Raw genomic sequence first — 13,891 nt, 5'->3', positions numbered from 1 at the left:
CGATTGTAGGAAGAGGGGGAGTTACGATGGTTATTTTGCGTGACTTTACAAAGAAAGATTTTCAGCAACTAATCGACTGGATTCCTTCAAAAGAATTTGCCATGCAATGGGGAGGAACGAGCTTTACATATCCGCTAACAAAAAAGCAGCTAAAAGAGTATATAAAGGGAGCAAATGAAACAGGCTCTGATCGATTTATTTTTGCAGTGATTGATCAACAAACCGGTCAAACCGTTGGACACATTTCGATCATGCAAATACAATACGATAATGGCTCTGGTCGGGTTGGGCGTGTATTAGTAGGAGATAAGCATGCAAGAGGACAAGGATATGGCCAGGCAATGATGAAAGAAATTGTGAAATTTGGATTCGAAGAACTAGGATTACATCGCATTTCATTAGGTGTATTTGATTTTAATGAACAAGCTGTTCGTGCTTATGAAAAAGTAGGGTTTGTGCGAGAAGGGCTATTTCGTGACGTTCGCAAGATGGACGAAACGTATTGGAGCTTAATCGAAATGAGTATATTAGAAGATGAATGGTATAAATTGAAAGGGGAAACAAAAAGTGAACCGAGAATTAGTTAACATAAAACAATTATTGTCTATAAGTGAATTGAGTGAAGCTTTCCCACTGATGCATCAACTTCGTCCTCATTTAACAGAGGAGTCATTTTTGAAAACGGTTAAAGAGATGAAGGAAGGAGGATATCAACTATTTGCTCTTTGTGAAGAAGATGAAATGGTTGCTTTAGCAGGTGTGATTATCATTACAAACTTATACTATGGTCGTCATGTATATGTCTATGATCTTGTCACATCTAATGAGCATCGTTCAAAAGGTTACGGAGAGCAGCTGCTTTCATATATAGAAGAATGGGGCCAGAAAAACGAGTGTGAGCATGTTGCCTTATCCTCTGCTAATTACCGTACAGATGCACATCGCTTTTACGAAGAAAAAATGAATTACACACGTCCTAGTTATGTTTTTTTGAAGAAAATAAACTAATTTCTTTCTTAATAAAAACGCCGCACTTGTCTCTTCACTCCATGATTTTTTAGCACAAATAGAGACAAAAATCGAGTGATTATTTGTTACTAACTCATCGAAAGCATCCTAATTTACTGAAAATCGTGTGAAGGAAACCACTATACTGAATCACTATTACTTGAAACAGGAGCGCAACGTTACGTTGTGCTCCTGTTTTTATTGTTGAAGTCCCATGTATGAAAAGAGCATTTTAAACCAATAGATGAGAGTAAGCAATGACAATGAACGTTACGATAGAAAAAGGAGTGAGCTCATGAAACGTTATCATTCATGGCTATCAATCTGCGTGCTCGTATTCACTGCTCTAACCGTCTTATTTTTAGTAAATGAAAAGGAAGCGTCAACAGAAATTCATCCAAAAGTCGAAAAAAAGAAACCATACACAGAAACACCGTCTCCTTTTACCATGTTAGTCATGGGCGTTGATGAGCGTGCACGTGATACAGGGCGGTCGGATGTTCTCATGGTAGCGAGTGTAAATTCAGCAACCAATGAAGCACGACTACTACAGATTCCTCGCGATACACGCGTTGAAATGATAGGCAAAGGAACATATGAAAAAATTAATCATGCATATGCATATGGTGGTATTGACATGACGATTCAAACCGTTGAAAAGTTTTTAAACATACCAATTCACTACTACATGAAAGTAGATATGAATGGTTTTCAACAAGTGATTGATGTACTAGGGGGAATTGAAGTAGACAATGAGTTTGCCTTTACTTTTAATCATCACGAATTTAAAGAAGGGAAAATGACGCTAAATGGCGAGCAAGCTTTGTCATATGTTCGGATGAGAAAGGAAGATCCTGAAGGAGACTTAGGGCGAAATAAGCGTCAGCGAAAAGTGATCAAAGCGATGATGGAAAAAGCTTGGAGCGCAGACTTAGTGACGCACCTTCCACAGCTAATGAATGTGGCAAAAGAGAAAGTGGATACAAATATTGGGTTAACCGATATGCTTACAATGTATCAAGCATTCAAAAAAGGTGTACCATCCATTGAGCCAATCGTCGTAAAGGGAGAGACGCAAATGATGGATGGGACATGGTATTATTTGATTGATTCAAAAGAAAAAGAGCATGTGAGTACGATGTTGCAATATGAAGCAGAATTACCAACGGAGCACTAGAAGGAAAAGAAGGTTAAAGGAGAATGTGCATTGTTTTTAGGTAAGGGTACATACTGATCTAAAAGCAATGCAACTCTAAACTAGCATAAAAGCAGTAAGGACTGCCTGTACGATAGTTGAGGTTCTTTTTCGTATCATGTAAGATGGTACAGGATGCTAACTTAGCAAAATAGTAGAAAAAGAGGTGTCAACATGGTCGTATGGTATTTCGTCCTAGCAGCTGTTATCGCAACGGTGGGCATGTTGTTTATTTACCGTAGTACGATGCAACGTGTCGAAGAAATAGTTGCAGAAGGTGGAGAAGAGGAAGTGGTTTATCAAAAACTGATTAAAGAGCAAACCCCTTTCTTTATTAAGCATGCTGTATTAGAAATTGTTCCACTTATTCTCGTTGTACTTGGATTTATGACGCTAGAAACGTCTGAAAATGTCAGCCCAGCTCCATTAGCGGTAGCCGTTATTGTATGGATTGGAACCGTATTTATGGTGTTTCAGACCAATCAAGCAGTGTTAAGTCGTCAAACAGATAACCGATTCAACAGCTTTCTTACAAAATTTATGCTAATTGAAATGGCACTCATGTCAGCTTTTCCAATTATCGCAATTGTGGGCACGCTAACAGCGGGCGTGTAGTAAACAAAACACCAATCTTTATAAAGATTGGTGTTTTAACATGACATGACTCGTTTGTTCCCATTCTTCACGCAATATCCCCATCCGAATGGAATCATAAAATGTTTTGTTATAGAAACATGTTCAAGTGAAAACAATCGATATCGCCCCTTATTGGATAAGTTATCCATTTTAGTATAGGGGAAGGCATTGAAATTTACAATTGATTATTTGCTACTGCTTTGCTGAATCTTTGTTAGTGAAATTTCACGTTCGTTTAAAGGTTGAATACTACGGTTGTTTGTACCTACGAGATGTTGAAAAGCTTGAATTTGTTCCCATGATAACGTAATCGGCTCTTTCTTTATAAGCCATAAAACAGGCTCTGTACAAGGTGGAGTTGTAAAGCTTCCGACGTAACGATATACGTCTGTTTCACTAGAAAACAATTCGTTTAAATTGATAGGAGCTTGTAGTGATTTAGACTGACCTTTCTGAATCGTCTTTAAGCTAGAAAGTAGTTCCTTGAACTCTTTGTTTTCTGTTCCTTCTTCAATTAATACGCCTACAACCATCTGTTTTCCGTCTTTACTTTTGTGCACAATATGTAGTTCCATTGGGAACGGCTGGCCATTAATCGTATGTTCACTTTTATGATGAAAATGAAATTCTTGTAATGGATAGGGTTTTCCATTTCGTATAAGAACATTTCCATCGATAAGAGGCTTAGCTTTAAACGAACCATCTTCAATTGTAAACTTAAAGAAAACAGGTTTGTAAAAACTTATGATCTTTTCTGCGTGTGACAATCGTTTCACGGTAGAGGTGTCGATGTTTATTGGTGATTGCATCTTGCCTGTTTCACAAATATTCATCTTCTCCGCAGCTTCTGTAAAGGAAGAAGCGGTTACTAGCAATAAGCAAAGCAATAGGATTTTCAAAGCGTTCATCCTTTCGCATCTAATACGTTTATTATTTGTTTACTCATGTAAAAACATGTAAAAGTGAGAACTGTAACACTTTTAACGAAGTTGTAAGATTTGATTGTTTGAAAGTAGTGGTATGATATAGATATAATAATTGAACAAGCATGAGTGACACAGAAAGGAGCAACTAACATGATTACAAAAGAAGACGTAATCGTATTGCTAAAGGAATCATGTTCATCTTATAGCCCAAACGAAATGGAAATCAAGAATAAAGAAGAGTTAGTTCAAGAGCTATCACGATTTGCTTCTCATCTCATTTCGTTACAATATAATCAGCAACTTGAAAAAGAGCGTGATGTATTTGAGCTCATTGAGCGATTATACGTTGAAGGAGAAGCTCATGTAAAAGAGGCAGTAACAGTTGGATTGTTTGAAACGATGAATCGTATTATTGATGAGCAACACATTGATTCAGAGGAAATCGGTCGCTTGTTAAAGCCAAATTCGTATAAATGGTGGAAAACCATCAGTGAATATGCAGAACAAAAATAAGGAAGAAGGCCAAAACCTTCTTCCTTATTTTTGTTCTTTTTTCCACTCTTTGTCCAAAATAAAGGTAGCAAATGGAATAAAGGCAGCTATGAATGCCTTTATGGAATGTCCTAGCGACCAGCGATGTGCAACCTGAACATGTGCAATCGCTAACACATACGCAACGAATAAAGCACCATGAGCGGCCCCAACAATGGAAACAGCTTCAGGGATGTCCATAAAATACTTAAGAGGCATAGCAAAAAGCAACAACACTAAATAAGAAATCCCTTCTAGCAATCCGACTAAACGTAGTCTTCCAATAGTTGAATTAAATGTCATAGATGTTCCTCCTGTTACCAGAATGAATAGTTTCAAAGTTACACAGTTTTTGAAAGATAAAAATCAACGTTATTCTACCATACAATAAAATCACGTTGAATATACGTATTAAATCGATATTTCACAGTTTGTTCTTATTTAGGAATCGTTGTAAGGAAAAAAAATAACCATTTTGAAATGTAATTTCAAACAATAAATAAAAATATTGATATTTTATTTCTTCAAAGCGTATAATGTATGTAACTTCAAAAAGTAAGGGCTTTCTTATATTGAAGTTAAAGCTATTAATCTTATATTTTTTAAAAAAGTAGGGGAAATCATGAATCTAGAGAAATTAGCAACCGAGCAACGTAATCAAAAGACAATGAATCTAGACGAAATGAGCGTATGTGACATTCTTCAAACGATGAATGCGGAAGATCGAAGCGTACCAGAATCAATTAGTAAAGTCATTCCAACGATTGAACAGCTAGTTACAGCTACTATTACATCAATGAAAAAGGGTGGCCGCCTCATTTACGTTGGAGCAGGTACAAGTGGAAGGCTAGGTGTACTTGATGCTGCAGAATGTCCACCGACGTTTGGCGTGTCTCCTCATCTTGTAATTGGAGTCATCGCTGGTGGTCAAAAAGCATTCACCGAAGCTGTTGAGGGAGCAGAAGATTCAAAAGAGGCAGGAAAGCAAGATTTAGAAAAGCTTCAACTATCAAAAAATGATGTAGTGATTGGCATTGCTGCAAGTGGGCGTACGCCTTACGTGATTGGTGCTTTACAATATGCGAATGAAATTGGCGCCATGACGGGAAGCATTTCCTGCAATGAGAGCGCTGCTATTAGTCAATACGCCGCGCATGCCATTGAAGTTGTAACGGGTCATGAGGTACTAACAGGTTCAACACGTCTTAAAGCAGGAACTGCGCAAAAACTAATTTTAAATATGATTTCAACAACGACGATGATTGGGCTTGGTAAAGTGTATCAAAACTTAATGGTGGATGTTCAAACAACAAATGAAAAACTTCATCATCGTGCAAAAGGAATCATTAGTCAAGCAACAGGGGTAGATGTTGACGAAGCAGCCTTCTATTTTGAAAAAGCACATGGAAATGTAAAAGCCGCAATTGTCATGGCCTTAACGAATATGAGCTATGAGGAAGCGTTAGTTCGACTAGACAAGTCAGAAGGCTTCGTTCGAAAAGCAATTCAACGATAACGTATGGGGGGATGAGGGGTATGAAAAAAGAGACAAAGTTAGCTCAGTCCATCATTGACAACGTTGGTGGAAAACAGAATATTGAACAATTGAATCATTGTATGACGCGTGTTCGCTTGGCATTAAAGAATGAGGACCTTGTGAACATCAGTGCATTGCGTCAAGTAGATGGTGTGATGGGCGTAATTGAAGACGAAACGTTACAAATCGTTGTTGGACCGGGTACCGTCAATCGTGTCACGGAAGAAATGAGTAAAATGACAGGTCTTAAAATTGGCGAAGTATCTGGTGATTTATCATCGGTAGCCGACGATACAAAGGCGGCCATTAAAAAGAAAAATAATACACCATTTAAAAATTTGTTGCGTAAAATTGGTAATATTTTTATCCCGCTGATTCCAGCACTTGTGGCATCGGGGATCATTAATGGAATTGCGAACTTTGCGAAAAATGCAGGAGCAGATCCGACGGCGACTTGGCTGAGCATGCTTTTACTCATTGGTGGAGGCGTATTCGCTTACTTAGGAATTTTAGTTGGATGGAATACAGCAAAAGAGTTTAACGGCACGCCAGCATTAGGTGCGATTGCAGGTATTTTAATTATCAATCCAGGCTTAGCAGATATTACTCTTTTTGGAGAAGCGCTTGTACCAGGGCGAGGTGGCTTGTTTGCCGTCATGTTTGCTGCGTGGTTAATGGCAGTGGTAGAGCGCACGGTTCGTAAAGGTGTACCGAGTGCAGTTGATATTATTGTCACACCACTCATTACAGTGTTAGTCGTAGGGTTTGCAACCCTTATTATCGTACAGCCAGTTGGTGGAGTGCTAGCAGAAGGAATTACATCAAGCATTAAAGCAATCTTAGATGTAGGTGGAGTTGTTGCAGGAGCAATATTAGCAGGATTTTTCTTACCGCTTGTTATGGTCGGACTTCATCACGGTTTGACACCGATTCACTTAGAGTTTATTAATAGCATTGGGGTAACACCCATTTTAACCATTTTAGCAATGGCTGGAGCAGGTCAAGTTGGAGCGGCGATGGCGGTTTATGTGAAAACACGTAATCAGAAGCTACGAAATACAATTAAAGGAGCATTACCCGTAGGATTTTTAGGAATAGGTGAACCACTTCTATACGGCGTAACCTTACCACTTGGACGTCCATTCATTACGGCTTGTATGGGAGCAGCGGTCGGTGGTGCGTATCAAGCACTTGTGAAAACGGCTTCGACAGGAATTGGTGTCTCTGGTTTATCCTTAACACCATTAATTGCTGACAATCGTTTCTTTTTTTACGTAGGTGGATTACTTATTTCCTACTTATTTGGATTTATTTTCACGTATGCATTTGGTTTTAAAGAAGAAATGGCAGATAACTTAGCAGCATAATGGAACAAGTTAGTGAATCTTTCAATAATAAAATAACATCTTCTTTCATTTCAATGAACGTTGGAAAGGAGAGCGTTAGGAGCTTTGACAAACGAGCTAGAGGTTGCTTCCTTTGTCAAAGCTCTTTTTTTAAAGAAAGGATGATGATTATGTTAGGAATCTCTCTTTATTTAGGACAACAATCTCATGATGAACTAGAGGCATACATCAAAAAGATGTTTAGCGCTGGATGTCGAACCATCTTTACATCTCTTCATATTCCTGAAGATGACCCAGCTCTGTATGTGTCTGAACTGAAGAAGCTGGGAGAAGTAGCCACACGTATAGGGATGGACATTATCGCTGATTTATCACCATCTTCATGGCACCATCTTGGTTTGCAAATGGAGCAAGCAAGTGAATTAAGGGCATGGGGAGTAACAGGCCTACGCGTTGATTATGGATTTACACCTACCCAAATTGCTAATCTATCAAAACAAATGAAAGTAGCATTAAATGCAAGCACGATTGACGAACGCTTTTTAACCGAACTAACGAATGCAGGGTTACATATTCATCGAGTTGAGGCGTGGCACAACTTTTATCCACGACCTGAAACAGGATTAGATGATCAATGGTTTGAAAAACGTAATAAATGGCTGCAAAGTCAAGGGCTAACCGTTGTGGCTTTCGTTCCAGGAGACGAGAAATTGAGAGGTCCGCTTCATAAAGGGCTACCAACAATCGAGCGTCATCGTCATCAGTCGGTATTTTCCGCTTACTTAGAGATGACAAATGAGCTTCACGTTGATAAAGTATGTATTGGTGATCCCGGGATAAAAGAGGACACATTGAAGCAATTTACATACTATCAAGATGACGTGATCTTTGTCCGCTGCAATCACATCGACTTAACAAAAGAGGAGAGCAAGCTTTTAAAGATGAACCATCGTAACCGAATGGATCCAGCCCGAGATGTCATTCGATCTGAGACATCACGTTTTTATGCACAAAAAGGACGCATCGATATTAAACCGCGGCCGATACTGCCTCGTCCAAAAGGAGCCATCACAATCGATAATAATCATTATGGTCGTTACGTTGGAGAGCTGCAAGTCGTATTGAGGGATTTGCCACCAGACGCCAAGGTGAATGTGATTGGATATGTAAGTGCAGAAGACCTGCCTCTTCTAAAGATGATTCACCCAGGACAATCATTTTCATTCAACGTGTGAAAGGAGTTATTTATGTCAACATTTTCCGTCTTAAAGCAAATTGAACGTCAATTAACTCGGTTTACAGAAGCCGAGAAGGTAGTTGCAACTTTTGTTGTGGAACATGCTGAACGTGTGACACATATGACTACAAAGGAACTAGCCCATGCTTGTGGAGGCAGTGAAGCGTCCATTATCCGCTTTTGTAAACGGCTAGGCATTCAAAGCTTTAAACGATTAAAGATTGAACTAGCAAAAGAATTATCTGTACAAACAGCAGATATAATCGACTCACCGCTGCAATTTCAAGATGATCCGAGTACCGTCATTCAAAAAGTAATGTTTAACACGGTGCAAGCCTTACAAAACACGGAAAAGATTTTATCGGTTCCAGCTTTTACAGAAGCAGTAGAGGCGCTAAGTAAAGCTGAGCGAATTTACATATATGGTGTTGGTGGCTCTGCTGTTGTTGCACTTGATTTTAAGCAAAAGCTCTTGCGTATTAATGTACCTGCTTTTCAGTCAGAAGATAATCATATGCAAATGATGATGGTTGCAAACGCTACGAAAAAAGATGCTGTATTTGTTATTTCAACGTCAGGTAAAACAAAAGAGATTTTAGATGTACTCACCGTTGCAAGAGAACGAGATGTACGCACCATTTTATTAACACAGCTCGCGCCCTCACCAGCGCGTCGGCTAGCTGACATTGTTCTCACAATGTCAGAAGAGGAACAAAACTTACGAATTGGGACAATGACAGCTCGTATTGCGCAGCTTGCCATTATTGATGCGGTTTTTATTGCTATCTGTTCAGAACGTGGTCAAGGGTTGTATGAGCGCATCATTGATACACATCAAGTTGTACAACGGATGAAATCATAATGAGGTTATTTTAAAAGGGGGAAGCCACTCCTTTTAAGATAACCTCGTTGTCCATTTGCACATAAAATCTTGACAAGTCTTATAAGCTATCATATAAGTAAGTTGAAAAGAATGATCTTTACAAGTCAAAAGAAAGGAATGGAGTTATGGAACGTCGAAGAGAGCAAGAGCAAAAAATTCTTGATGCGGCTTTTGAAGTGTTTGGGACAAAAGGTTTTTATGAAGCGAAGATGATTGAAATTGCAAAGAAAGCAGAAATCTCAAAAGGAACGATTTATTTATACTTTCCTTCAAAAGAGAAGCTTTACTTCGCTGTGAACAATCGTTCATTTCAAACTTTCTTAGAACAAGCTAGACAAGAAGCTGATCGCTGTGAGACGTTTCAGACCAAATTATGTTCGGTTGCTAGGCATCATCTTTCTTTCTTTTATGAGACGAGACATTATCCAGATTCATTTTGGCAAACCCCTCATCAAATGCCGGAGATGATGGAAAGTTTGCATCGATTTTTCGCCAATTACCATACGCTGATTGCTGAGTTAATGGAAGAGGAAGGACTTAGTGATGCGGTGTTACATGCCAAAGCGTTTACAGGCGTGTTAAATGGGTACAGGGGGGATATCATGCAAAATATGCTTCATGAATCAGAGATTGAACAGTATGTAAACTTTACCGTTGATTTATTTTTAAACGGGTGTAGCTAAAAACCTGTTTATATTTGAAGTAAAAGTGAATGACCAATCAGTACTAAACGTTAGAGGAGTGTAGAGATGAATGAGATAGATACAATTAATTTTACATCTTTCATCAATCAAGTTGTGTTACATGTATCAATTGACGAACATCCACTTATGATGACCTTTACAGAGGGAGGCATTGTCATTGAATGTCCGTGGCGGTTACGAAAGAAAGATAAAATCATTGTTGGGCAAGCAGATTGGAACGCGTCTGAAGCAAGCTTTCATCGACAGCGAGTGAAAAGCTGTCTCCTTGGTCATACCATTCAGCAAATTAGCTGGTGCAAGGAAATAGGCTTGATGCGAATTGAGTTTGAAGAAGACTATGTCCTTGATGTGTTTCATGATAGCACGATGTATGAAGGATGGGATTTATATGGAAATGATGGATTTTCTTTCATTTCACTACCTGGAGGTGTTTATGATTATCGACAGGCGACAAAAACGAATACATAGTTGTGTGCTTACATACGATTAATTGTTAAGAAAGGGGGGTGACAATTAAGAGGATTTTTTATTTGACTAAAAAATGACCCGTTGGTACTCATATGTGGAAAAGTGTAAAAGAAAAAGATAGTAAAAAGAACGGAGGAGCAAAACGTGAATTTTTTAACAAAGTTTAGTTTGCGAAATGCAGTAGCCATTTTCATTTTGTCCTTTTTATTAGTGTTAGCAGGCCTTTATTCGTTTTCAAAGTTAAAAATTGATTTGTTACCAAACATTGAATTCCCGCAAGTAGCAGTCGAGGTCATTTATCCAGGGGCATCTCCAAATGATGTTGATGAACAAGTCACATCAAAACTAGAAGAACAATTAAAAGGAATTGAAGGGATTAAAAAAATTCAAAGTGTTTCCTATGAAAGCGTAGGAATCATTAGTCTTGAATTCCCTTTCAATACAGATCTAGATAAAGTAGAGCAACAAATTAATACATCCGTAAAAGAGTTGAATTTACCAGAAAGCGCACAGTTAGATATTAACCGCTTTTCATTCGGATCATTTCCTATTTTTAATATTTCGCTATTTGCAAAAGGGGATGCAGATATTGAAAATCTACTGAATGAAAAAATTATTCCTGAAATCAATAAAATTCAAGGCATTAACTCTGTATCAGTTGGTGGATTAAAAGAAGAGATTGTTCAAATTACAGTCGATAAACAAAAGGCTACACAAGCGGGTATCACACTTGAGCAAATCAAAGAGCAAATTAATCAAAAGTCACTATCGTTTCCAGCAGGTACCGTAAATGAGACAGATCTTCAAATTCCAATTCGTGTGGAAGAGAAGCTGAGCACAATCGAAGAGTTGAAAAAATTACAGTTTACGTCAACATTTAATCAGCAAGCTCCTGCTGTTGCATTAAGTGAAATTGCAAACATTGAAACGATTACCGAACAGCCAGAGTATACACGCTACAACTTACAGGAAGCACTCTCTATGGCCGTTACAAAGAAACAGGATGCTAATACAGTTGAAGTGGCTAAGAAGACACTCGAAATATTAGATCGTTATGATGACCAAGTAGATTATGCCATTGGCTTTGATTCAGCAGAAGGTATTGAGAAGTCTGTTGAAACGCTTGTCAAAGAAGGAATTCTAGGGGCACTATTTGCATCAATTGCAGTGCTGGTATTTTTACGAAACTTCCGAGCAACTGTTATTGCGATTATTTCCATTCCACTCTCACTGTTAGTATCAGCGATCTTTTTACATCAGCTTGATATTTCACTTAACATTATGACACTTGGAGGAATGGCTGTCGCTGTAGGTCGTGTAGTTGATGACAGTATTGTTGTCATTGAGAACGTCTTTCGACGAGTACGTAAGTCTAAAAGTGGTATCACCAATGAATTAATTGAGTCATCCACAAAGGAAATTTTAAAAGCTATTACATCATCTACGTTAACAACCATAGTCGTCTTTTTACCGATTGGATTTGTTGGGGGTATAACAGGTGAGTTCTTTTTACCATTTGCGTTGACGGTAATATTCTCATTGTTTGCGTCGTTGATTGTTGCCGTGACGATCGTACCAATTTTAGCAAAGTTTTCATTCAAGAAAGTGCCGTCTGAAGAAAAAGAAGGCAAGATGCAACGAGTGTATGGAAAAACGATTTCTTGGTCGTTAAATCATAAGCTTGTCATTATCCTTTCTTCCATCGTTTTATTAGTTGGTTCTTTCGCACTTGTACCAACCCTAGGGTTTACATTTATTCCGAACGAAGAAGAGAAAATGCTTCAAGCCACTATTCAGCTACCATCGTCTACATCACTAGATAAAACAAATGAAGTGTCGCTTGAAATTGAGCAGATGTTTAACGAGCAAAAGGAGATTGATAGCATTACAACTGCTGTAGGCTCACGTGACTTCGCAACAGGCATTAAGCGTTCAAATCAAGCAGGCTATTTTTTAAGTTTACAAGAGGATGTTGATGTACTCACATTTATCAATGAAATTGAAAGGAAGATGGAAAAAGTAACAGAAGGTGTAGCTCCTGGTACGAAGATTAGTGTACAAGAATTGTCTAGTGGAGGTCCACCAACGAATAACAATGTGGTTGTGGACTTATATTCAACAAACTTAGATGATCTTCAAACAGCTGCTAAGCAAGTTGAAGAGTACATGATGTCGTTTGACAACTTAAAGTACGTGACGAACAATTTTTCAGACAAGCAAAAGCAGCTTGTTGTCGAAATTGACTCTGAACAAGCAAGTGAATATGGAGTGTCCGGCTTTCAGTTATTAGGAACAGTCGCTGATCAAACAAAGCCAGTCTCCATTGGAACACTTGAGCTTGATAATGAAGATCGAGCGGTTCAACTTTCATATGATCAATCATTAACATCTTCAGAAGAAATTGAACAATTGATGATTTTTACAGCTAAAGGGCCTGTTCAACTAAGTGAATTGGCATCTGTAAATGAAATCGATACGTACACATCTATTCAAAAGCTTGATGGAAAAGTATTCGCACGAATTGAAGCTGAAATTAAAGATGAAAACATTCAAAAAGTCACTCAAGATGTTGTAAACGGAGTGAAAAAGGATTTAGCGCTTCCTGCTACTATTGAGTTTGAAGGTGGAGGGGGAAGTGATGAAACGGTTGAAATTTTCCAAGCACTTGGTTTAGCGATGGTGACAGCGATTGGCCTTGTGTATTTAACAATGCTGATCACGTTTGGAAAAGCACGAATTCCGTTCATTATTTTGTCATCCTTAATCTTCGTACCAATTGGATCGTTAGTAGGGTTAGTCATTGCTCGTGAACCATTGTCGGTAAGTGTGATGATTGGGTTTTTAATGCTCATTGGAATTGTCACAACGAATGCCATTGTTTTAGTCGATCGCATCACCCAAAACCGCGAACAAAAAGGAATGACTATTCGCGACTCTCTAATCGAAGCTGGACAAACAAGGCTACGTCCGATTTTAATGACCGCTTTTGCAACGATTGCAGCGCTTATACCACTTGCACTCACAACATCTAGTGGAACGCTTATCTCTAAAGGGTTAGCAATTACGGTTATAGGAGGACTTACGTCATCAACGTTACTAACACTCATTATTATACCGGTCGTGTACGAACTATTTTTCACAAAGCAAGTGAAAAAAGAGCGAACATTGAATAAAGAAGTAAGTCAGTAACCGTCTATCTCTTTAATTAAACAACCAATTTATTAAAAAATAGGTCATAAGATGTGTTTAAGTAAAGAGGAAAAAATAACCACAAATGGTATGGTAGAATAAAGGTAACCTTTTCATTTTACCCCTATAATTTGAAAATAGAGAACTTGAACCAAACGGAGCCAAAACGGACCCATTTGCTTCAAGTCGCAAAAATGCCTTCCCTACTAAATCCAGTCAAATCGATGGATC

General features: G+C 38.4%; 14 protein-coding genes. 12 read left to right on the top strand and 2 right to left on the bottom strand.

Translation table 11 applies throughout. The features are described from left to right. The first annotated feature begins 26 nt into the window (after positions 1-26). From JOC83_RS13760 to JOC83_RS13745, 4 genes are all read left to right on the top strand, one after another. Positions 27-587 carry a GNAT family N-acetyltransferase gene (locus JOC83_RS13760; RefSeq protein ID WP_205187929.1) on the top strand — a complete coding sequence of 187 codons (561 nt, stop codon included), beginning with the start codon at positions 27-29 and terminating at the stop codon, positions 585-587. Beyond that, entirely contained in the window at positions 568-1,008 is a 441-nt protein-coding gene (locus JOC83_RS13755) for a GNAT family N-acetyltransferase (protein WP_338038920.1), read from the top strand. Before JOC83_RS13760 ends, JOC83_RS13755 begins: the two co-directional genes overlap by 20 nt. A 295-nt stretch (positions 1,009-1,303) precedes the next feature. Beyond that, entirely contained in the window at positions 1,304-2,185 is an 882-nt protein-coding gene (locus tag JOC83_RS13750; RefSeq protein ID WP_205187928.1) for an LCP family protein, read from the top strand. A gap of 192 nt (positions 2,186-2,377) precedes the next feature. Next, entirely contained in the window at positions 2,378-2,818 is a 441-nt protein-coding gene (locus tag JOC83_RS13745) for a hypothetical protein (RefSeq protein ID WP_205187927.1), read from the top strand. A gap of 206 nt (positions 2,819-3,024) precedes the next feature. Here the strand turns inward: JOC83_RS13745 and JOC83_RS13740 are convergent, their stop codons facing one another. Then, on the bottom strand, positions 3,025-3,738 hold the full coding sequence (locus tag JOC83_RS13740) for a carbonic anhydrase (RefSeq protein ID WP_205187926.1): 714 nt from the start codon (positions 3,736-3,738) through the stop codon (positions 3,025-3,027). A gap of 177 nt (positions 3,739-3,915) precedes the next feature. Between JOC83_RS13740 and JOC83_RS13735 the strand changes: the two genes are divergently transcribed. Continuing rightward, a complete protein-coding gene (locus JOC83_RS13735; protein WP_205187925.1) occupies positions 3,916-4,278 on the top strand; it encodes a DUF7674 family protein in 363 nt (120 codons plus the stop codon). A gap of 24 nt (positions 4,279-4,302) precedes the next feature. Here JOC83_RS13735 and JOC83_RS13730 read toward each other — a convergent pair whose 3' ends face one another. Next, positions 4,303-4,599 (bottom strand): DUF3817 domain-containing protein, encoded by a 297-nt coding sequence (locus JOC83_RS13730; protein ID WP_205187924.1) that lies wholly within the window; start codon positions 4,597-4,599, stop codon positions 4,303-4,305. Between the two features lie 319 nt (positions 4,600-4,918). On the opposite strand from JOC83_RS13730, the gene murQ reads away from it, so the two are divergent. The 7 genes from murQ to JOC83_RS13695 all read left to right on the top strand — a co-directional run bounded on the left by murQ (position 4,919) and on the right by JOC83_RS13695 (position 13,660). Then, positions 4,919-5,812, top strand: a complete 894-nt coding sequence (gene murQ / locus JOC83_RS13725; RefSeq protein ID WP_205187923.1) for an N-acetylmuramic acid 6-phosphate etherase — start codon at positions 4,919-4,921, stop codon at positions 5,810-5,812. Between the two features lie 20 nt (positions 5,813-5,832). Continuing rightward, the gene (locus JOC83_RS13720) at positions 5,833-7,200 is read left to right on the top strand and encodes a PTS transporter subunit EIIC (RefSeq protein WP_205187922.1); all 1,368 of its coding nucleotides are present in this window, start codon (positions 5,833-5,835) and stop codon (positions 7,198-7,200) included. A 149-nt stretch (positions 7,201-7,349) separates the two neighbouring features. Beyond that, the gene (locus JOC83_RS13715; RefSeq protein ID WP_205187921.1) at positions 7,350-8,414 is read left to right on the top strand and encodes a DUF871 domain-containing protein; all 1,065 of its coding nucleotides are present in this window, start codon (positions 7,350-7,352) and stop codon (positions 8,412-8,414) included. Positions 8,415-8,426: 12 nt separating this feature from the next. Continuing rightward, on the top strand, positions 8,427-9,278 hold the full coding sequence (locus JOC83_RS13710; RefSeq protein ID WP_205187920.1) for a MurR/RpiR family transcriptional regulator: 852 nt from the start codon (positions 8,427-8,429) through the stop codon (positions 9,276-9,278). 146 nt (positions 9,279-9,424) lie between these two features. Further along, positions 9,425-9,982, top strand: a complete 558-nt coding sequence (locus JOC83_RS13705) for a TetR/AcrR family transcriptional regulator (RefSeq protein ID WP_205187919.1) — start codon at positions 9,425-9,427, stop codon at positions 9,980-9,982. A 66-nt stretch (positions 9,983-10,048) separates the two neighbouring features. Next, positions 10,049-10,471 (top strand): DUF6188 family protein, encoded by a 423-nt coding sequence (locus tag JOC83_RS13700; RefSeq protein WP_205187918.1) that lies wholly within the window; start codon positions 10,049-10,051, stop codon positions 10,469-10,471. A gap of 144 nt (positions 10,472-10,615) precedes the next feature. After that, a complete protein-coding gene (locus tag JOC83_RS13695) occupies positions 10,616-13,660 on the top strand; it encodes an efflux RND transporter permease subunit (RefSeq protein WP_205187917.1) in 3,045 nt (1,014 codons plus the stop codon). The last annotated feature ends 231 nt before the right edge of the window (positions 13,661-13,891 follow it).

The organism is Priestia iocasae (assembly GCF_016909075.1).
Taxonomy (GTDB): domain Bacteria; phylum Bacillota; class Bacilli; order Bacillales; family Bacillaceae_H; genus Priestia; species Priestia iocasae.
Note: the sequence above shows the minus strand (reverse complement) of the source record. Positions and strands in the feature narration are given on the sequence as shown.